Source organism: Micromonospora eburnea (genome assembly GCF_900090225.1).
GTDB classification, from domain to species: Bacteria; Actinomycetota; Actinomycetes; order Mycobacteriales; family Micromonosporaceae; genus Micromonospora; species Micromonospora eburnea.
The window spans coordinates 2513651-2534031 of the sequence record NZ_FMHY01000002.1; the positions used below are offsets into that span (position 1 = coordinate 2513651).

Here is a 20381-nt window from a genome sequence, read left to right on the forward strand (position 1 = left end):
AGCTGGTACACAGGATCGGGACAGGAGCGGCACAGCGGACACGCCCACGATGGGGGACATGGTCATGGACGGGCAGGCCGCGCAGGGCCGGATCGAGCTGCGCCGACCGGACGGCGACCCGGTGCGCGTACTGGTGGTGGACGACGAGCCGACCCTGACCGACCTGCTCTCGATGGCCCTGCGCTACGAGGGCTGGCAGGTGAGCACCGCCGGCAACGGGATGGCCGCGATCAGCGCTGCCCGGCAGTTCAAGCCGGACGCGGTGGTGCTCGACGTCATGCTCCCCGACCTGGACGGATTCCAGGTGCTGCGGCGGCTGCGCGAGGAGACGCCCACCGTGCCGGTGCTCTTCCTGACCGCCCGGGACGCGGTGGAGGAGCGGATCGCCGGGCTCACCGTCGGCGGCGACGACTACGTCACCAAGCCGTTCAGCCTGGAGGAGGTGATCGCCCGGCTGCGCGCCCTGCTGCGCCGCTCCGGGTTCGCCGTCGCCACCCGCGAGGACGCCGTGCTCACCGTCGGCGACCTCACCCTCGACGAGGACAGCCACGAGGTACGCCGCGGCGGCGACCTGATCACCCTCACCGCCACCGAGTTCGAGCTGCTGCGCTACCTGATGCGCAATCCGCGCCGGGTGCTGAGCAAGGCGCAGATCCTCGACCGGGTCTGGAACTACGACTTCGGCGGCCAGGCCAACGTGGTCGAGCTGTACATCTCCTACCTGCGCAAGAAGATCGACGCCGGCCGCGAGCCGATGATCCACACACTGCGGGGCGCCGGGTATGTCCTCAAGCCCGCGGAGTGACCGGCCCGGGCGGCTGCGTGACTGGCTGGCCGGCTGGTCGCTGCGCCGCCGCCTGGTGCTCTCCGTGGTGGCGCTGCTCGCCCTGGTCAGCGTCGGCATCGGCGGCCTGACCACGGTCGCCCTGCGGCACTTCCTGGTGGCCCAGGTCGACGACCAGCTCACCGGGGACCAGCAGCGCCGGCAGGAACGCCGGACGTCCCCGTTCGACCTGCCGCAGTGGCGGGAGGGCGCCGTCACCCTCGCCGTGCCGCCCGGATTCCCGCAGGACTCCATCGCGGTCAAGATCGTCAACGGGCGGGTCGTCCAGGCCAGCCGGCAGGCCGCCGCGAAGGCCGTGCCGCTGTCGGCCGGTGAGGTGGCCGCGCTGACCCGGGTGCCTGCCGACGGTCGGCCGCACAGCGTGGAACTCGTCGACCGGGGGGACTACCGGGCGGTGGCCCGCCAGGTGCCCGACGGCGACGTACTGGTCTTCGCCATCCCGCTCGCCGGCGTGGAGCAGACGGTCATGTGGATGCTGGTCGCCCAGGCGGGCGTGGTCACCGCCGGGCTGCTCATCGCCGGCAGCCTCGGCGCGCTGATCGTCCGGGCCGCCCTGCGCCCGCTGAACCGGGTCGCCGCCACCGCCGGCCGGGTCACCGAGCTGCCGTTGGACCGCGGCGAGGTGGCGCTGTCGATCCGGGTGCCGGCGGCGGACACCGACCCGCGTACCGAGGTGGGGCAGGTCGGCGGCGCTCTCAACCGGATGCTCGGCCATGTCGCCGCCGCGCTCGCCGCCCGGCAGGCCAGCGAGACCCGGGTACGCCAGTTCGTCGCCGACGCGAGCCACGAGCTGCGCACCCCCCTGGCGGCCATCCGGGGGTACGCCGAGGTGGCCCGGCGGGGTCGGGTCGAGGTCCCGCCCGACGTGGCGCACGCACTGCGCCGGGTGGAGTCGGAGAGCACCCGGATGACCAGCCTCGTCGACGACCTGCTGCTGCTCGCCCGGCTCGACTCCGGCCGGCCCCTCGCGGCCGAGCCGGTCGACCTCACCGCCCTCGTGGTGAACGCGGTCAGCGACGCGCACGTGGCCGGCCCCGACCACCGCTGGGAGCTCGACCTGCCCGACGAGCCGGTCAGCGTCACCGGCGACGGCCACCGGCTGCACCAGGTGGTGGCCAACCTGCTCGCCAACGCCCGGGTGCACACCCCGCCGGGCACCACGGTCACCACCCGGCTCGCGTCGGCGGCCGAAGGCGTCGTGCTGAGCGTCACCGACGACGGCCCCGGCGTCCCGGCCGAACTCCAGCCGGAGATCTTCGAACGCTTCGCCCGTGGTGACAGCTCCCGGTCCCGGGCCCACGGCAGCACCGGCCTCGGCCTGGCCATCGTGGCCGCCGTGGTGGAGGCCCACCACGGACGGGTCGAGGTGTCCAGCCGTCCCGGCCGTACCGTCTTCACGGTGCTGCTACCGCGGTCCACAGCCGACGCATAGGTCGTTCATGGGGCCGGGCCAGCGGGCCACCGGAGGCTGGCCGGCATGGACAGAACAGAGAGCCTGCTGACCGCGCCCACGCCGGACGCGACGGCGAGCGACACGGCCACCGCCCCGGAGCCGCTGCCGGCGCGTACGCCCTTCGAGCCCGCACTCCGCGACCCGCGCTGGGCGCGACCGGCGCTGGCCGGACTGTTGCTGGCCACCGCCCTGCTCTACCTGTGGGGCCTGGGCGCCTCGGGCTGGGGCAACGCGTTCTACTCGGCGGCCGTGCAGGCCGGCTCGGAGAGCTGGAAGGCGTTCTTCTACGGTTCCTCCGACGCGGCCAACTCGATCACCGTCGACAAGACGCCCGCCGCGCTGTGGCTGATGGCGCTCTCGGTCCGGATCTTCGGGCTGAACAGCTGGGCGATCCTGGTGCCGCAGGCGCTGCTCGGGGTGGCCTCGGTCGGCGTCCTGTACGCCGCCGTCCGCCGCTGGTACGGCCCGGTGGCCGGCCTGCTGGCGGGTACGGTGCTCGCGGTCACGCCGGTGGCCGCCCTGATGTTCCGGTTCAACAATCCCGACGCGCTGCTGGTGTTCCTGCTGATCGCCGCCGCGTACGCGACGACCCGCGCGGTGGAGACGGCGAGCACCCGGTGGATCGTGCTGGCCGGCGCGCTGGTCGGCCTCGGCTTCCTCACCAAGATGCTCCAGGCGTTCCTGGTGATCCCGGTCTTCGCCGGGGTCTACCTGCTGGCCGCGCCGACCGGTCTCTGGCGGCGGATCCGGCAGCTGCTGCTGTCCGGCCTGGCGGTGCTGGTCGCCGCCGGCTGGTGGGTGGCGATCGTGGAGCTGGTCCCGGCCGGCGCCCGCCCCTACATCGGCGGATCGCAGCACAACAGCATCCTGGAGCTCACCCTCGGCTACAACGGCCTGGGTCGGATCACCGGCAACGAGGAGGGCAGCGTCGGCCCCGGCCGGATGGGTGGCGGTGGCGGTGGCCCGTTCTCGGGGCAGACCGGACTGCTGCGGATGTTCGACACCGAGGTCGGGGGCCAGGTGTCCTGGCTGCTGCCGGCCGCGCTGCTCCTGCTGGTCGCTGGGCTGGTGCTGACCGGGCGGGCGGCGCGTACCGACCGGACACGGGCCGGACTGCTGCTCTGGGGTGGTTGGCTGCTGGTCACCGGGCTGATCTTCAGCTTCATGTCCGGGATCTTCCACCCGTACTACACGGTGGCCCTGGCCCCGGGGGTCGGCGCGCTGGTCGGCATCGGCGCGACCCTGCTGTGGCGGGCCCGGAGCGGCCCGGACCGGCGTCGAGGGCTGGCGGCCGGCGTCCTGCTCGCCGTCACCCTGGCCGTCACCACCTGGTGGTCCTGGCGGCTGCTCGGCCGCAGCGCCGACTGGTACCCCTGGCTGCGCAGCGTCGTGCTGATGACCGGCCTGGCCGTGGCCGTGCTGCTGGTGGTCGTCGACCGGCTGCCCCGCCGGGTGGCGCCGCTGCTGCTGGCGTTCGGCGCGGCGGCGGCCCTCGCCGGCCCGGTCGCGTACTCGCTCCAGACCGCGTCGAGCCCGCACACCGGATCGATTCCCAGCGCCGGCCCGTTCGTGGCGCGCGACTTCGGCCCGGGCCGCGGCGGGTTTCCCGGCGGCGGCCAGTTCCCCGGCTTTCCGGGTGGCGGCGCGACCGGCGGCGAAGCGCAGGCCGGGAAGTTCCCCGGTCGCCCTGGCCGTGACGGCGGCACGAGCCAGTTCCCGGCGGTGCCGGGTGGCGGTCCGAACGGCCAGTTCCCGGGCTTCCCGGGCGCCCCGAACGGCACCGACCCGAACGGCGGCACCGACCCGAACGGCACCGACCCGAACGGCGGCACCGACCCGAACGGCACCCGGCAGGACGGTGGTTTCCCTGGCCTCCCCGGTGGCCAGGGTCAGTTCCCGGGCGGCGGCCGGGCGGCGCGCGGTGGCGGCATGGGCGGGCTGCTCGACGCCCGCGAGCCGAGCGCGGAGCTGAAGGCGCTGCTGACGGCCGACGCCGACGCGTACACCTGGGTCGCCGCGACCGTCGGCTCGAACAACGCCTCCGGCTACCAGCTCGCCACCGAGCGGCCGGTGATGCCAGTCGGCGGCTTCAACGGCAGCGATCCGGCCCCGACTCTGGCCCAGTTCCAGCGGCACGTCGCGGACGGGCGGATCCACTACTTCATCGGCGGCGGTGGGTTCCGGGCCAACGGCGGCAGCAACGCCTCCCAGGAGATCGCCACCTGGGTCGCCGACAACTTCACCGCCCAGACCGTCGACGGCGTCACCGTGTACGACCTGAGCAGCGGAAAGCGGGGCTGACCGTGACCTGGACGAGCGAACCGCGGGCCGCGGTGCGGGCCCGACCGACGACGCCGACCGCCGTGCTGGACGTGGTGGTTCCGGTCTACAACGAGGAGACCGATCTCGGGCCCTGCGTCCGGCGGCTGCACGCCCACCTCACCGCGCACTTCCCGTACCCGTTCCGGATCACCGTGGCCGACAACGCCAGCGTCGACGGCACCCTGGCGGTGGCCGAGGCGCTCGCCGTGGAGCTGCCCGAGGTGAGCGTGCTGCACCTCGACGCCAAGGGACGAGGGCGGGCGCTGCGGGCCGCCTGGTCCGCCTCCCCGGCGCCGGTGCTGGCGTACATGGACGTGGACCTCTCCACCGACCTGGCGGCGGTGCTGCCGCTGGTGGCGCCGCTCATCTCCGGCCACTCGGACCTGGCCATCGGCACCCGGCTGGCCCGGACCAGCCGGGTGGTCCGGGGCGCCAAGCGGGAGGTGATCTCGCGCGGCTACAACCTGCTGCTGCGCGGCACCCTCGCGGTCCGGTTCTCCGACGCGCAGTGCGGGTTCAAGGCGATCCGCGCCGATGTGGCCGCCCGGCTGCTGCCGCTGGTCCAGGACACCGGCTGGTTCTTCGACACCGAGCTGCTGGTCCTGGCGCAGCGGGCCGGCCTGCGCATCCACGAGGTGCCGGTGGACTGGGTGGACGACCCGGACAGCCGGGTGGACATCCTGGCCACCGCCCTGGCCGACCTGCGCGGCATCGGGCGGCTCGGTCGGGCGCTGGTCACCGGCGCGCTGCCCCTGGCGGAGCTGCGCGAACAGCTCGGGCGGGCACCCCTGCACCCGCCGCCGGCGCAGGTGCCGGTCGGGCTGCCCCGGCAGCTCGCCCGGTTCGCCGCGGTCGGGGTGGCCAGCACCCTCGCGTATCTGGTGCTGTTCGTGCTGGCCCGGGGTCCGCTCGGGGCGCAGCCGGCGAACCTGCTGGCGCTGCTGGTCACGGCGGTGGCCAACACGGCCGCCAACCGGCGGCTCACCTTCGGCGTCACGGGCCGCCGTCACGCCGGCCGGCACCACCTCCAGGGGCTGCTCGCCTTCGCCCTCGGACTGGCCCTGACCAGTGGTTCCCTGGCGCTCCTGCACGTCACCGCACCCACCCCGCCCCGGACCCTGGAACTGGCCGTGCTCATTGCCGCGAACCTGGCCGCCACCGCCCTACGCTTCCTCCTGCTCCGCCTGGCCATGCACCACCACCGCCCCTGACCCCACCCCCGTCGATCATGAAGTTGTTGTCACGACACGCCGGAGCGGTGTGGCAACAACTTTCATGATCAGCGAGGTCCGGGGGCAGCGGGGGCGGTCGGTGGGCGGGGGTGGCAGGGTGGTGGGGTGTATCGGGAGGGGGCGGCGGCGGGGATCCGTGGGGCGGTGGTGTGGGAAAGCGTCGCCGCCGGTGGGGCGGCGACCCGGGTGCTGCCGGACGGGTGCCTGGACCTGCTCTGGTCCAGCCGGGCCGGGCTGTTGGTCGCCGGCCCTGACCGGACCGCGCATCTCTCCGCAAGCACGGCAGGCGAGCGGTGGGTCGGGCTGCGCCTGCCGCCCGGCACGGGTCCCGCCGTCCTCGGCGTCCCCGCCGACGAGCTACGGGACCGGCGCATCCCGCTCGCCGACCTCTGGGGTCGGACGGCCGCCGACCTGGCCGACCGGGTGGCGGTGGCCGCGGAGTCCGGCGATCCGCCACCGCCCGGCGCGACGCGTGCCGCTTCCCCGGGTGGGCCGGCCAACGGCCGGTGGGATCGCTCCGGGGTCGGCCCCGGCCGGCACCCGCTGCACCGGCCGAGCCGTGCGGAGGCGGTGGCCGCCGTGCTGGAGGCGGTCGCGGTGGCGCGGCTGCACGCCGCCGGCGGGCCCGATCCGCTCGGTGCGCGGGTCGCCGCCCGGCTCGCGGCCGGCGCCACCGTGGCGGCCACCGCCGCCGAGGTCGGCCTCGGCGCGCGGGCGCTGCACCGGCGCAGCCAGGCCCTCTTCGGGTACGGCCCGAAGACCCTCGCCCGCATCCTGCGGATGCGCCGGGCGCTCGACCTGGCCCGCGCCGGCACCCCGCTGGCCGAGGTCGCCGCGCTGACCGGGTACGCCGACCAGCCCCACCTGACCCGAGACTTCAAGCATTTCACCGGCGTCCCCCCGACCCACCTCCTCCAGCCGCGTTGATCAAGGAGTTTTCGTCCGGTTAAAGATCGACTTGGACGCGAACTTCTTGATCAACCGGGTTTGCGGCGGGGGTTCACGGGAGGGTTCACAGCGGGGCGAAGAGGTCGATGGCGTTGCCGTCGGGGTCGTGGAGGACGGCGTAGCGCTGGCCCCAGACGGCGTCCCACGGCGGCAGGTGGCCGTGGTGGCCGGCGGCGGTCAGCTCGGCGTACCAGCGGTCGACCTCGGCGGGGTCGGCGCAGCGGAAGGCCAGGCTCACCCGGGGGCTGCCGGTGGCCAGGGTGTGGCCGGGGTCGAAGGTCCGGATCAGCTCGACGGTGTCCCACGCCAGCCGGACACCGTTGTCCAGGGTGATCTCCACGTGTGCCTCGCGCTCCGCGTCGGGCGGGATCGCCAGCCCCAGCCGGCGGTAGAAGTCCAGCGTGCGGCCCATGTCGGTGACGGCCATGCCGATCAGGTCGAAATGCGGTGTCATGGCCGTCACGGTAGGGCCGGGTGGGTCGGGGCGTCTTGAACGGAACGGACGGGGGCGGAGTGTCGGGTGTGCCCGACACGGGCCGCCTCGGCGGCGTACGGTAAGGAACAAGTCCGGCTAAAAGGCCGAAAGCCCCTATGTCGGGCCGGCCTCCATCAACGGCGAGGGAAGGGGGCAGCCGTGACGTACCTGGCCTACCTGGACGCGGGCTCCGGCAGCCTGATCGTGCAGGCGGTGGTCGGCGGGGTGGCTGGCGCGGCGGTGGCCGCGAAGCTCTACTGGCGACGGCTGGTGGCCCGGTTCCGCCGGCAGCCCACCGACCGGAGCTGACCGGGGTGGCCGTCTCCGACGCCGACGCCCGGCTGGAGCCGGGGTCCTTCCGCGACCCGGGCAACCGCGTCTTCCACCGCCGGGGCGAGGTGCTGCGCGGCCTCGACGAGCGGTCGGCCCGCGACTGGCGGGCCCTCGCCGCCAGCGACTTCTTCCGCGACCTGCTCGCCGCCGGCAAGGTGTGCGGCACCGAGGAACTGGTCCCGGCCCCGGTCGACCTGCCCTGGGCCGCGGTGCTGCGACACGAGCGCATCCCGTTCGTCTCCCACCCGTACGAGTGGTCGTACGGGATGCTGCGCGACGCCGCGCTGCTGCACCTGGAGGTGCTGCGGTCGGCCGTGGCCGCCGGCTTCACCACCAAGGACGGCTCGGCGTACAACCTCCAGTGGCGGGGCGCCACGCCGGTCTTCATCGACGTCGGCTCGTTCGAACCGGCCCGCGACGGGGAGCCCTGGGCCGGCTACCGGCAGTTCTGTCAGACCCTGCTCTATCCGCTGCTGCTCCAGGCCCATCTCGGGCTGGACTTCCAGCCCTGGCTGCGGGCCCGGATCGACGGCATCGAGCCGGACCAGATGCGCCGCCTCTTCTCCGGCACGCGCCGGCTGCGCCCCGGTGTGCTCACCCACGTCCACCTGCACGGCGCGATGCAGGCCCGCCACGCGCACGCCAGCACCAGCGACGTGCGAGCCCAACTGCGGGCCGCCGGCTACTCCCGGGAGTTGGTCCTGGCGACGGTACGCGGCCTGGAGAAGCTGGTCCGGCGGCTGGACGCCCGGCCGGGGGAGAGCCACTGGGCCGACTACCAGCGCACCTGCGCGTACTCGGTGCCGGACCGGCGGGCGAAGGAGGAGTTCGTCGACCGGGCGGCGGCCGTGACCATGCCAGGGCTGGCGCTCGACCTGGGTGCCAACGACGGCCGGTACGCCCGGATCGCCGCCCGGCACGCCGACCACGTGGTCGCGGTCGAGCAGGATCCGGCGGTGGTCGACGGGCTCTACCGCGCGTTGCGCGACGAGCGGGAGCAGCGGATCCTGCCGCTGGTGATGGACCTCGCCGACCCGTCGCCGGGCGGGGGCTGGCGGGGCGTCGAGCGGGCCGGCTTCGCCGACCGGGCGCGGGCCGACCTGGTTCTCGCGCTGGCGCTGGTGCACCACCTGGCGATCGGCCGGAACGTGCCGCTGGCCGAGGTGCTGGACCAGTTCGCCGGGCTGACCGCGCCCGGCGGCACGCTGGTGGTGGAGTTCGTCCACCCCGAGGACCCGATGGCCCGGCGGCTGCTGGCCAACAAACCGGACGGGCTGTTCCCGGATTACCGGCGCGAGGCGTTCGAGCGGCTGCTCGTGGCGCGCGGCCGGATCCTCCGCCGGGTCGAGCTGCCGTCCGGCACCCGGACGCTCTACCAGGTGGTGACCGTTGGCTGAGCAGACTCTCGCACCCCCCGAGGTACGCCCGGTCGCGCCGACGCCGTCCGGCCGCCGCGTCGCCTGGCGCAGCGAACTGGGCCGGCTGCTGGAGGTGGTGGCGCTGGTCGGGCTGGTGGTCACCCAGCCACTGCTGGACGTGCTCGGCCACAGCCCGGACTTCTTCCTGTTCCACCGCGCCGCCCCGGCCGACGTGCTGCTCCTGGCGGCCCTGATCGCCATCGTGCCGACCGTGCCGTTCGCCCTGTTCGGCGCGGTCAGCCTGCTGGTCGGCCGGATCGCCCGGGCGGTCGTGCACACGCTCGTGGTCGGGTTGCTGCTGGCCGCGCTCGCCGTCCAGGTGGGGCGGCACGTGACACCGCTGCGCGGCGTACCGCTGCTGCTGGTGGCGGGCGTGGTCGGCGCCGCCGCGGCGGTCGCACACCGGCGGTGGCGGGCCCTCGGGCAGGTGCTGCGGCTGGCCGCGGCCGGGCCGGTGGTCTTCGTCGGCCTCTTCGTCTTCGCCTCGCCGGCCTCGGCGGTGGTGCTGCCGAAGGGCCACGGTGGATCCGCCGGGGTGGCCGGCGCCGGTGCCCACCCGCCGGTGGTCATGATCGTGCTGGACGAGCTGCCGCTGGTCTCGCTGCTCGGTGCGGACGGGCGGATCGACGCCACCCGGTACCCGAACTTCGCCGAACTCGCCGACGGGTCGACCTGGTACCGGAACGCCACCGGCGTCAGCGGCTGGACGCCGTACGCGCTGCCGGCCATGCTGACCGGCCGGTACCCGGCCCAGTCGGTGGCCCCGCACTACTCGCAGTACCCGGACAACCTGTTCACCGCCCTGGGCGGGCTGTACGAGATCAAGGCCGAGGAGAGCATCACCCGGCTCTGCCCGCCCAGCCGGTGCGAGCAGCCGGCCAGCCCGGAGCAGGGGCTCGGCGTCCTGGTCCGGGAGAGCGGCAAGCTGCTGCGCCAGGTCACCGCGCCGGTGGACAGCCGGATCGATCCGGAGAACTCGTACCGGGAGCTGACCCGGGCCGAGGCGGGGCTGGACGCCGCCGAGCCGGTCCCGGCGGACCCGAAGTTCCGCTGGGACGCCCTGAACGCCAACCAGCCGGCCCGGTTCACCAGCTTTCTCGCCGGGCTGCGCCCGTCGTCCCGGCCCACCCTGCACTTCCTGCACCTGCTGATGCCGCATGCGCCGTGGGCGTACCTGCCGTCCGGGGCGCAGTACGCCGCGCCGGAGGACCTGCCCAACGACGGTGCCGGCTGGGTCGACCTGGCCCGCCAGCGGCATCTGGCCCAGCTCGGCTACACCGACCGGCTCATCGGCGAGACGCTGCGGGCGCTGCGGGCCACCGGGCTCTACGACAAGGCCCTCGTCCTGGTCACCGCCGACCACGGGGTGAGTTTCCGGCGGGACTGGCAGGGCCGGGGGATGGACGCCATCAACCACGCCGCCGACCAGGTCGCCTGGGTGCCGATGTTCGTCAAGGAGCCCGGCCAGCGGGCCGGCCGGATCGACGACCGGAACTGGCAGCACGTCGACCTGCTGCCCACCATCGCCGACGCGACCCACATCAAGATCCCCTGGCACATGGACGGCCGTTCGGCGCAGCAGACCCCGCGTGAGCGGGCCGAGAAGCTGTTCTACGACCAACCCGGCGAGCCGGTGCGGATCTCCGGCGGGGTGCCGTCCCCGCCCGCCCCGCCCGCCCCGGACCCGCTGGTCGGCTCCCGGGTCGGCGACAAGCCCACCGGCGGTACGGCCACCGTGGCGAACCTCGCCGCGTTCCGCGCCGTCGACCCCGCGGCGGGCGAGCTGCCCGCTCTGGTCTGGGGCACCGTGCCGGCTTCGGTGCCGAACGGGACGAAGCTCGCGGTGGCGGTCAACGGCACCGTCGGCGCGGTCGTCCCGGTCGTTCCGCCCGACAAGGGCGGCCGCCGGTTCGCCGCCTTCCTCCCCGACGACCGGCTCTTCACCGCCGGGGCCAACCGCCTGGACCTCTACCGGGTGGCCGGCGATGGCAGCCTGCGCAGGCTCCACCTGTCCTGACCGCGTCCGCGCCCTGCGCAAGCCTGCGTGGCCACCCCGGCCGGAGCCGGGGTGGCCACGCTTTTCCCGGGTTTCTGAGCCGGCCGGCCGGGAATCGGGTGACGCATACCTCACCACAGAACCACCACGAGCGGTGTCCTCCAGACCGTAAGTACGGTAAAAGCGAAGGCAACTCAATGAAGATCTTGCCGGCGAAGCGAGGAACAGATGACGGAAGTCAAGCTCGACCACCCCGGTGGCCAGCTGTCGATGCCGGTGCAGTCCGCGGTCGAGGGCCCCGGCGGAATCAAGGTGGGCGCCCTGCTCAAGGAAACCGGGATGACCACCTACGACCCCGGTTTCGTGAACACCGCGTCCTGCTCGTCCGCGATCACCTACATCGACGGTGACGCGGGCATCCTGCGGTATCGGGGCTACCCGATCGAGCAGCTGGCCGGGAAGTCCTCCTTCCTGGAGGTCTCGTACCTGCTGATCTACGGCGAGCTGCCGACCCAGCAGCAGCTGACCGAGTTCAGCGAGCGGATCCGGCGGCACTCGCTGCTGCACGAGGAGATGCGCCGCTTCTTCGACGGCTTCCCGCGCGACGCGCACCCGATGGCCGTGCTCTCCTCGGCGGTCAGCGCGATCTCGACCTTCTACCAGGACAGCCTGGACCCGTTCGACTCCGAACACGTCGAGATGTCCACGGTGCGGCTGATGGCGAAGGTCCCGACCATCGCCTCGTACGCGTACAAGAAGTCGATCGGGCAGCCGCTGCTGTACCCGGACAACTCGCTGGGCTACGTCGAGAACTTCCTGCGGATGACCTTCGGCGTGCCGGCCGAGCCGTACGAGGTCGACCCGGTGGTGGCTCGGGTGCTGGACATGCTGTTCATCCTGCACGCCGACCACGAGCAGAACTGCTCCACCTCGACCGTGCGCCTGGTCGGCTCCAGCAACGCGAACCTCTTCGCCTCGGTGTCGGCCGGGGTGAACGCGCTGTTCGGCCCGCTGCACGGCGGCGCCAACCAGGCCGTGCTGGAGATGCTCCAGAAGATCCAGGCCGACGGCGGCGACGTCCGCTCCTTCGTGCAGAAGGTGAAGGACAAGCAGACCGGCGTGAAGCTGATGGGCTTCGGCCACCGGGTCTACAAGAACTACGACCCCCGCGCCGCGATCGTGAAGCAGGCCGCCCAGGACGTGCTGGGCCGGATGGCCAAGCCGGACCCGCTGCTGGACCTCGCGGTGCAGCTGGAGGAGATCGCCCTCGCCGACGACTTCTTTGTCTCCCGGCGGCTCTACCCGAACGTGGACTTCTACACCGGCCTGATCTACAAGGCCATGGGCTTCCCGACCAAGATGTTCACGGTGCTGTTCGCCCTGGGCCGGCTGCCCGGCTGGATCGCCCAGTGGCGCGAGATGATCAACGACCCGGAGACCAAGATCGGCCGCCCGCGGCAGATCTACACCGGCTCCGCCGCGCGGGACTACGTCCCGGCCGGCGAGCGCTGACCTCCGGCTGACGACGAAGGCCGCCGACCCCGCACGGGGCCGGCGGCCTTCTCGCGTACGCGGTGTGTGCCGGTCAGTGGCTCCGGTCGCCGGTGCCCGCGGTGACGGGCAGGTCGCCGAGCACCCGGTTGATGATGTGGATCCGGGCGTCGACGGCCCGGTAGTCGGCGCACACGGTGTCGGCCTTGCCAGCCAGCCGGGCCGTCGTCCCGTCGCCGGTGACCTTGATCTTCGTACCGGCGAGCGTGGTGACCTCGCCGGCGGCCGTCAGGTCGGACAGCGACAGCGACCCGGCGACGAGGTGTTCGCGAAGCAGGTCGCGGAGCTGGCCCTTGTCCTTGATGAAGAGTTCGTCCAGGTTCTCCTCGGAGAAGTGCTTCGCGAACGCGTCGTCGCTGGGCGCGAGGATGGTCACCCCGGACTTCTCGTGCAGCTCGCCCGCCATGTCCGCGGCCCGTACCGCCGACTCGAACGTGGTGAGCACGGGCAGCCACTGCAGGGCCACCTCCGGCGGCTCAGCGGCCAGCGACCCCGGGTTGCCCGGTTCGGTACCCGAGGGCAGCGCGTCACACAGCGGCCCATGGACGGCGACCGCCGACGGCGCGGCCGCACCGCCGGTCGCTGCCGCCGCGCGATCCGCCGGCCCGGCATCGGAGCAGGCCGTGCCGGCGAGGGCCAGGGACAGGCCCACCGCGGCGAGCGCGGCCAGCCGGCGCCGTGGGTGACGACGGTGGGCCGCCCGGCGGGGGCGGGACGGTACGGTGGCGAGCTGGTCCACGGCGTTCTCTCCAGGTCAGGTCGGGTCGTACCGGCCGGCCCTGAGGCCCCGAGCCGGCCGGTACGACGATCAGCGGGTCACAGGCGAGCGCACTGGCCGCTCTTCGGGCCGGTGACCGAGTTGGCCAGCTCCAGGTTCACCGGAGCCGCGGCGTTGCCGCCGCAGGACAGCGGGCCGTTGACCGTGTTGCCGGCCAGCAGCGGCGCACCACCCCGGTTGTTCGACACCTCGACCGGGCCGGTGACCGTGGCGTCGGCGACGACCACCGGGCCGCTGGCGCCGGTGATCCGGACCGGACCGGTGACCTTGCTGTCGGTCAGGAAGACCCCGGCGGCGCCGTTGGCGTCGACCGGGCCGGTGATCGACGAGCCGGTCGCGACCAGCGTGGCGCCCGGCTGGACCCGGACCGGACCGTTCACCGTCGCGTCCTTCAGGCAGGTGAAGCCGGAGACGACCAGCTGGCCGTCGCGCTTGCCGGTCAGGGTCGGGTACACCCGCTCGCCGGCCACCAGGTTCTCGACACCCAGCTCGTCGAGCAGCAGCGGGATCAGGCCCCGCTCCGGCTGGTTCAGCGGGACGACGTACCCGTCGGCGGTCTTGACGACCTGCCAGCCGTGGGCGGCAATGCGCTCGGCCACCGTGGTCCGCAGGCCGGCCGGACCGTCGGTGCGCGCCCCGTTGTACTGCTCCTCGGTGAGCTTGTACGCGCACGGTGCGTTGTCGAGGATCAGGTTGTCCTTCGGCGCGTCGATCGGCGGCGGGGCCTCGCCCGGGTGCGGGGCCGGGTACGCCTCGATCGGGCGGGACCCGCGGAAGACGATCCTGCCGGTGTTCGACACCTGGAACCTGATCGCCTCGGCCCGCGCCGTGGTGATCGCGGTCAGGTTCGCCCGGTGGTAGTCGAGGAACTGGTTGAACGTCCACAGCGCGGAGAAGGTCTTACGCCGCCGGTTGTTCGCCGTGTTGCCCTCGTCGGGGCGGGTGGGGCCGCCGGAGCTGCGCAGTTCGAGCAGCGAGTTGACCACGTTCTTGAGCCCGGCCGTGTTGCGGAGGATCGTCTCCTCGCTCAGACCCACGCTTCCACCGCCGTTGCACCCGTACGGGCACGGCCACCAGCCGTCCTTGGCGCCCTGGGTGTACATGTGGCCCTCGATCATGTGCTGCGACTCGTCGAAGATCGACTGGGCCACGTTCTGGTGCCGCGGCGGCAGCATGGGCAGGTCACCGGCGTTGGAGTTGCCGAACTCGTGACCGTCGTAGCTGGCCACCGGGTGGTAGTCGCGCAGCATCCGTACGAACGCGGCGTTCTCCGGCTGGCGGATCAGCGAGTAGTCCCGGTTCAGGTCCTGCCCGGTGGAGTTGCCCCGGGTGTTGGCCGCCCGGCCGTCACCGTTGATCGTCGGCACGATGAGCACGGTGGTGTGCGACAGCAGGTCGATGGTCCGGGCGTCGTTGCTGAAGGCCAGCTTGCGCGCCATGATCAGGCACGCCTCCCGGTCACCGGGCTCGTTGCCGTGCACGTTGCAGTTGATCAGCAGCGGCGAGGTCTTGGCCACCGCCTCCGGCGTGGCCGGCGGGGTGGGGTAGCCGATGACGAACATGTTGATCGGCCGGCCGAGCACGGTCTTGCCGATCTCGGTCACCCGGACGCGGTCGCTCGCCGCGTCGAGCGCCGCGGTGTACGCGTACTCGTTGACGTCGCTCGTGTACTGCGCCGCCAGGGTGGTCTCCCACTGGGTCCGCAGGTTCTCACCCGGCACGTTCGGGTCGCCCCACGGAGCCGTGGTGGCGCCGGAGACCGGCTCCGAGTACGGCTGTGCGGTGGTCCCGAAGCGGGCGCGGACCCGCCACTCGAACCGGGCGCCCGGGTTGAATCCCGAGTCGGCGAAGGTCGGCGACTCGTTGTTGATCTGGCGGTTCGGCCGCCAGACGCCGGTGATCACGGCGGGCCCGGTGGCCGACCCGTCGTCGGCGACCGGGGTGCGCTCGATCTGGTAGTCGGTGGCGCCGTCGACCGGCGTCCAGGCGAGGGTGGCGTAGCCGTCACCCTGCACGACCGTCAGGTTCTGCACCTGGTTCGGTTCGGCCTGGGCGGCGACACCAACCGGTACGGCGTAGGCGGGCGCGGGTGCGACGGCCGCCGTGAGGGTGGCGGCGAGCAGGACGGAGAAGATGGTCGTCCGTCTGTCTCTCATGGAAGCTCCAGAACAGGTGGGATGACACGGTGCGGACAGCACACGCCAGCCGTCCCGTTCGCGAGCGACCGCCACAGATTTCTTGAGGATGATCTGAGAATCGATGGGCGTCCCACGCGCCCGCCGTCTAGCTCGGCCGTAGCCGGTAGCCCACCCCGCGTACGGTCTCCACCAGGCCGGCGTCCGCGAGCTTGCCGCGCAGAGCCGCGACGTGGACGTCGAGGGTGTGTCCGGCCTTCCAGGTGGTCTGCCAGATGTCCATCAGCAACCGCTCCCGGGGCACCACCGTGCCCGCCTGCCGGGCCAACGCCATCAGCAGGTCGAACTCCTTGCGGGTCAGGCTCACCTCGCGGCCGGAGAGCCAGACCCGCCGGGCGCTGAGATCGACCCGCAGGTCGCCGACCTCCAGCGCCGTCTCGGCTCGCGCGGCGCGGGCCGTACGGCGCATCACCGCCTCGATCCGGGCCTGCAACTCCGCCATGGAGAACGGCTTCACCACGTAGTCGTCGGCGCCCGCCCGCAGCCCCGCCACCCGGTCCCGCTCCTCGGACCGGGCGGTCACCGCGATGATGGCGACGTCCTCGTTGCGCCGGCGGATCTGCCGGCACAACTCCAGGCCGTCCCGGTCGGGCAGGTTGAGGTCGAGCAGGACGAGGTCGACCGGACCCGCCGTGACCGCCTCCGCCGCGGTGGTGGCCGGGATGACCACGTAGCCCCGGCGGCGCAGCGCGGCACCCAACGCGGACGCGACTCGCAGGTCGTCCTCCACCATCAGCACCCGCACCGCGTCTCCTCGGCCCTCGTCCCGACAGGTCCACGCGAGTCTGTCCGATGAAACCGGCCGTGAACAGCCCGGATGCAAGATCGTGACCGGCGGATGGCGTGCCGGTGCCCGTATCGCCGATCAACGCTGCCGGGTCGGCCCGCCGGCCCGGCCGAGGGGCGGGGGATTTCCGGTCATCGGGTCACGGACATGTTCACCGGTCGGGTCTACAGTGGGTCTGAGCTGCTCGTTCATGACCTGTCCCGTCGACCTGCTGGCTCCCACCGATCCCGTGGAGGCTGCCGCATGACCGAGTTCACGGTGTGGGCGCCCGAAGCCGCCCGGCTCCGCCTGCCCGGCAGCATCCGGTACGAGCTGCACGTCGGCGCCTTCACCCCGGAGGGCACCTTCGACGCGGCCATCGGCCACCTCGACCACCTCGTCGACCTCGGCGTCGACCTGGTCGAGCTGCTGCCGGCCAACGCCTTCGACGGCGGGCCGGACGGGCTCAGGCGGCTGGTCGACGCGGTGCACGCCAAGGGGCTGGGGATGATCCTCGACGTGGCCCACTATCGTTTCGGGCACCGCCACCTCGGCGACAGCCTGCTCAGGTGGCTGCGCGACTACCACGTCGACGGACTGCGGCTGGGCGGCGTACCCGCCACGCCCGGTGCCCGGCCCGGCGCCGAGCTGACGGCGGCGGTGGAGTCGCTCTCCGCTCACCTGGGTCGGCCGCTGTCGCTGATCGCCGAGCCCGACCTGAACGGTCCGGCCCAGCACGCCCTGCCCACCCTGCTCACCGAGGACCGGGTCGCCCAGCAGCTCTCCGCCGGCCTGCTGCGCGTCGGCGCCACCCTGCTGATGACCGCGCTGCTCACCCCGATGCTCTTCATGGGGGAGGAGTGGGCGGCCGGCACGCCGCGGCAGTTCGCCGCCTACGGCCGGCCGGCGGGGGAGATACCCGACCGGCGGACCCTCGTCCGGGGCCGGCTGGACTGGGCCGAGCTGGACAAGCCCGAGCACCGCGAGGTGTACGACTTCTACCGGCGGCTGATCGCCGTGCGCAAGAGCCGACCCGACCTGTCCGACCCGCGGTCGAACCGGATCGACGTACGGCACGGCGACCGGTTCCTGCTGACCCGCCGGGGCGAGTGCCTGGTGGCGGCGAACCTGGCCGGCAAGCCGCAGCGGATCAACCTGCCCGGCCTGGTCCGCACCGTGCTGCTGGCCACCGCGACCGGCGTCACCGTGATGCGCGACGGGATCGAGCTGCCGCCCGAGTCGGCCGCGATCGTCGCGCTCTGACCGTCGGACGGGCGGCTGCCGGGCGGTCCCGGGCCGGAGCCGGGTGGACGGTCAGGGAATCGGCCACTCGTGGACCGGGCGGTTGCTGTGCATCAGGTCCATGTAGTGGCGCATCACCTCGCGCAGCGCCGCCGGCCGGTCCAGATGGTCGGCGGCCTCCAGCCGGTGCAACGTCTCCACCTGCCAGGTCGCGCCGTTGCGGCCGGTCAGGCAGCGCTGTTCGACGATGCCGAGCAGCCGGTCCCGCTCGCCCGGGTCGAGGCCCCACCGGTCGAGCCCGTGATACGCCAGGGGCAGCAGCCGACGCAGCACCAGCTCGGTCGCCGGCAGGTAGCCCAGCCCCGGCCAGAACACCTGGGCGTCGATGCCGTACCGGGCGCAGCTGGTGAAGTTCTCCTCGGCGGCGCTGAACGACATCTGCGACCACAGCGGCCGGTCGGATTCGGCCAGCGCGCGGACCAGGCCGAAGTAGAAGGCCCCGTTGGCGATGGTGTCCAGCACGGTCGGGCCGGCCGGCAGCACCCGGTTCTCCACCCGCAGGTGCGGGCGCCCCCTCAGCACGTCGTACACCGGGCGGTTCCAGCGGTAGACGGTGCCGTTGTGCAGTCGCAACTCGGCCAGCCTGGGTACGCCACCGCTGGCCAGGGCCTCGGCCGGGTCCTCCGGGTCACAGACCGGAAGCAGCGCCGGGAAGTAGCGCACGTTCTCCTCGAACAGGTCGAACACGTTGGTGATCCAGCGTTCCCCGAACCAGACCCGCGGGCGTACCCCCTGGGCCTTGATCTCCTCGGAGCGGGTGTCGGTGGCCTGCTGGAACAGTGGCACCCGGGTCTCCCGCCACAGCTCCCGGCCGAAGAACAGCGGCGAGTTCGCGCCGAGCGCGACCTGCACGCCGGCGATGGCCTGGGCGGCGTTCCAGTAGTCGGCGAACTGGGCCGGGCTGACCTGCAGGTGGAACTGGGTGCTGGTGCAGGCGGCCTCCGGGGTGATGGTGTCCGCGGTGACGGCCAGCCGCTCCACCCCGCTGATCGCGATCCGCAGGTCCTCGCCGCGGGCGGCGAAGATCTGTTCGTTGAGTAACGCGTAGCGTGGGCTCGCCGAGAGGGCGCCGGCGGTCAGGTGCTCGGGTCGCAGGGTGGGCAGGATGCCGATCATCACCATGTGCGCGTCGACCGTACGGGCCTTCTCCTCGGCGGCGTTCAGGCTGGCCCGCACGTGTTCCTCGAACTGTGCGGTGCCGGTGCCGGTGAGCCGGCGCGGCACCACGTTGATCTCCACGTTGAACTGGCCCAGCTCGGTCTGGAAGCTGGGATCGGCGACCGCCGCCAGCACGTCCGTGTTGCGCATCGCCGGCTGGAACCCGTCGTCGACCAGGTTGAGCTCGATCTCCAGGCCGGTCATCGGCCGCTCCACGTCGAAGCGGGACTCCCGCAGCATCTCGGCGAAGACGTCCAGGCAGCGCCGGACCTTCTCCCGGTAGCGGGCCCGGTCCTCGCGGCCGAAGGTGCGTACGCTGACGGCCTCGCCCATGGTCACCACCCTGTCACCGTTGGCTCCCCCTAACCTCGCACGGGACGATGGGGCGGGGAAGACCCGAAGGACCCATAACTACCCAACCGCGGGCATCGTGATTCCCGCCGCGTCCCACGCGCGTGTCGCGGTCCGGCCGGGCCGGACGGCTACCATGGCCGTCGACCGGGTGGGGGAGTGGCTGATGCGCGAGAAGATGGTCCGGCTGTTCGTGGTGGCGGCGATCGCCGAGGCATGCTCGTGGGCGGGGCTGCTCGCCGGCATGGCGGTCAAGTACGGCCCGCCGCGCAACGAGATCGGCGTGCACGTGTTCGGGCCCGTCCACGGCGCGCTCTTCGTAGCGTACGGGATCGTCGTCCTCGTGGTGGCCCGACAGCGGCGCTGGTCCCTGCCGCGCACGGCGGTCGCGCTGCTCTGCGCGGTGCCGCCGTTCGCCACGGTGCTCTTCGAGCGCTGGGCCCGCCGGCGCGGCCTGCTCGGCGAGCCGGCGCGGGCCGGGCGGCCGCTCACCCCGGTGGGCTGACCGCACGGCGGGTCGGCGTCGTTCGGCCGTCGCGGCCCCGGTGTTGCTGACCGTCGGGGATCGATGGCGGGTTCGACCGCTCGCACCGGGTCCAGGTGGGCGCGGAACCTCAGGTGAGGGCCGAGCAGGCGGCGACGCCGAGCACCAGCAGCACGCCGAGCGCCGCCTGGAGCAGCAGTGGTGGGCCCAGGTGTGACCAGACGGTGGCGGTACGCGGGGTCAGTAGCTGACCGGTGGTCAGGTTGACGATCCGCTCGATCCGCGGCGGCAGGTCCGCGTCCCGCTGAGTTTGCAGGGTGAGCTGTAGGTGGTCGCCACGGTGCAACGCGCTCTGCGGCAGGTGGCCGTGCAGCTCCACCTCCAGCAGCCGGTCCGCGGTGTCGCGCAGGCGTACCGGGGTGACCAGGAACTCGGGGCCCTTCTTCAGCTCCTTGAAGCTGCGCCCGCCGCCTCCGCCGCCACGGCGTAGCAACCGGAACAGCAGCCGCACCAGGCCGGCGGCGGCCAGCACCACGACGAGCACCGGCTGGCCGACCCGCACCTCGCGCGGGTAGCCCTCCATGTGGCGGAGCAGCCGTCCGGTGACGATCCGTTCGGTCGGGTGGACGACACGCCGGACATGCAGGTCAGCATCCATGATCACCACCGAGAGTCCGATTCGGTTCACTGATGGTAGCGATTCCAGGGGTTGAAAGGCGTGAATGAACGTCGGTCACGCGGCCGGCGGCCCAGGTGACATCCCCGATGGCGCGGG

General features: G+C 73.0%; 17 protein-coding genes. 11 read left to right on the forward strand and 6 right to left on the reverse strand.

The annotated features are described in order from the left end of the window. Nucleotides 1-64: 64 nt before the first annotated feature. The 5 genes from GA0070604_RS11830 to GA0070604_RS11850 all read left to right on the forward strand — a co-directional run bounded on the left by GA0070604_RS11830 (nt 65) and on the right by GA0070604_RS11850 (nt 6778). Complete coding sequence (locus GA0070604_RS11830; RefSeq protein ID WP_091127050.1) at nt 65-805, forward strand: response regulator transcription factor; 741 nt, start codon at nt 65-67, stop codon at nt 803-805. Continuing rightward, nucleotides 783-2276 carry a sensor histidine kinase gene (locus GA0070604_RS11835; RefSeq protein WP_091117996.1) on the forward strand — a complete coding sequence of 498 codons (1494 nt, stop codon included), beginning with the start codon at nt 783-785 and terminating at the stop codon, nt 2274-2276. Before GA0070604_RS11830 ends, GA0070604_RS11835 begins: the two co-directional genes overlap by 23 nt. A 45-nt stretch (nt 2277-2321) precedes the next feature. Continuing rightward, on the forward strand, nt 2322-4598 hold the full coding sequence (locus tag GA0070604_RS11840; RefSeq protein WP_091117997.1) for an ArnT family glycosyltransferase: 2277 nt from the start codon (nt 2322-2324) through the stop codon (nt 4596-4598). A 2-nt stretch (nt 4599-4600) separates the two neighbouring features. Beyond that, nucleotides 4601-5830, forward strand: a complete 1230-nt coding sequence (locus tag GA0070604_RS11845) for a bifunctional glycosyltransferase family 2/GtrA family protein (protein WP_091117998.1) — start codon at nt 4601-4603, stop codon at nt 5828-5830. 126 nt (nt 5831-5956) lie between these two features. Further along, the gene (locus GA0070604_RS11850; protein ID WP_091117999.1) at nt 5957-6778 is read left to right on the forward strand and encodes a helix-turn-helix transcriptional regulator; all 822 of its coding nucleotides are present in this window, start codon (nt 5957-5959) and stop codon (nt 6776-6778) included. 85 nt (nt 6779-6863) lie between these two features. Here the strand turns inward: GA0070604_RS11850 and GA0070604_RS11855 are convergent, their stop codons facing one another. Further along, nucleotides 6864-7253, reverse strand: coding sequence for a VOC family protein (locus GA0070604_RS11855; protein WP_091118000.1), 390 nt, complete (start codon nt 7251-7253; stop codon nt 6864-6866). Between the two features lie 180 nt (nt 7254-7433). Between GA0070604_RS11855 and GA0070604_RS32340 the strand changes: the two genes are divergently transcribed. The 4 genes from GA0070604_RS32340 (at nt 7434) to GA0070604_RS11870 (ending at nt 12533) form a co-directional block, all read left to right on the forward strand. Continuing rightward, nucleotides 7434-7583, forward strand: a complete 150-nt coding sequence (locus tag GA0070604_RS32340; RefSeq protein WP_167363440.1) for a hypothetical protein — start codon at nt 7434-7436, stop codon at nt 7581-7583. 5 nt (nt 7584-7588) lie between these two features. Then, nucleotides 7589-9004: a methyltransferase domain-containing protein gene (locus GA0070604_RS11860; protein ID WP_091118001.1), complete on the forward strand. Its 1416-nt coding sequence runs from the start codon at nt 7589-7591 to the stop codon at nt 9002-9004. Beyond that, nucleotides 8997-11042 carry a sulfatase-like hydrolase/transferase gene (locus GA0070604_RS11865; protein ID WP_091118002.1) on the forward strand — a complete coding sequence of 682 codons (2046 nt, stop codon included), beginning with the start codon at nt 8997-8999 and terminating at the stop codon, nt 11040-11042. Before GA0070604_RS11860 ends, GA0070604_RS11865 begins: the two co-directional genes overlap by 8 nt. 207 nt (nt 11043-11249) lie before the next feature. After that, nucleotides 11250-12533, forward strand: coding sequence for a citrate synthase (locus tag GA0070604_RS11870; RefSeq protein ID WP_091118003.1), 1284 nt, complete (start codon nt 11250-11252; stop codon nt 12531-12533). A 73-nt stretch (nt 12534-12606) separates the two neighbouring features. Here the strand turns inward: GA0070604_RS11870 and GA0070604_RS11875 are convergent, their stop codons facing one another. The 3 genes from GA0070604_RS11875 to GA0070604_RS11885 form a co-directional block, all read right to left on the reverse strand. Next, complete coding sequence (locus GA0070604_RS11875; protein ID WP_091118004.1) at nt 12607-13311, reverse strand: fasciclin domain-containing protein; 705 nt, start codon at nt 13309-13311, stop codon at nt 12607-12609. Nucleotides 13312-13388: 77 nt separating this feature from the next. Then, nucleotides 13389-15506: a M14 family zinc carboxypeptidase gene (locus GA0070604_RS11880; protein ID WP_091118005.1), complete on the reverse strand. Its 2118-nt coding sequence runs from the start codon at nt 15504-15506 to the stop codon at nt 13389-13391. A 127-nt stretch (nt 15507-15633) separates the two neighbouring features. After that, nucleotides 15634-16290 (reverse strand): response regulator transcription factor, encoded by a 657-nt coding sequence (locus GA0070604_RS11885; RefSeq protein ID WP_091118006.1) that lies wholly within the window; start codon nt 16288-16290, stop codon nt 15634-15636. A 285-nt stretch (nt 16291-16575) separates the two neighbouring features. Between GA0070604_RS11885 and GA0070604_RS11890 the strand changes: the two genes are divergently transcribed. Next, nucleotides 16576-17574, forward strand: a complete 999-nt coding sequence (locus GA0070604_RS11890; protein ID WP_244161852.1) for a DUF3459 domain-containing protein — start codon at nt 16576-16578, stop codon at nt 17572-17574. Nucleotides 17575-17625: 51 nt separating this feature from the next. Here GA0070604_RS11890 and GA0070604_RS11895 read toward each other — a convergent pair whose 3' ends face one another. Further along, the gene (locus GA0070604_RS11895; RefSeq protein ID WP_091127051.1) at nt 17626-19104 is read right to left on the reverse strand and encodes a glutamate-cysteine ligase family protein; all 1479 of its coding nucleotides are present in this window, start codon (nt 19102-19104) and stop codon (nt 17626-17628) included. 184 nt (nt 19105-19288) lie between these two features. Here GA0070604_RS11895 and GA0070604_RS11900 point away from each other — a divergent pair, with 184 nt between their 5' ends. Continuing rightward, nucleotides 19289-19627, forward strand: a complete 339-nt coding sequence (locus tag GA0070604_RS11900; RefSeq protein WP_244161853.1) for a DUF3817 domain-containing protein — start codon at nt 19289-19291, stop codon at nt 19625-19627. Nucleotides 19628-19736: 109 nt separating this feature from the next. On the opposite strand, the gene GA0070604_RS11905 is transcribed toward GA0070604_RS11900, so the two are convergent. Then, on the reverse strand, nt 19737-20273 hold the full coding sequence (locus GA0070604_RS11905; RefSeq protein ID WP_208602264.1) for a hypothetical protein: 537 nt from the start codon (nt 20271-20273) through the stop codon (nt 19737-19739). Nucleotides 20274-20381 lie beyond the last annotated feature (108 nt).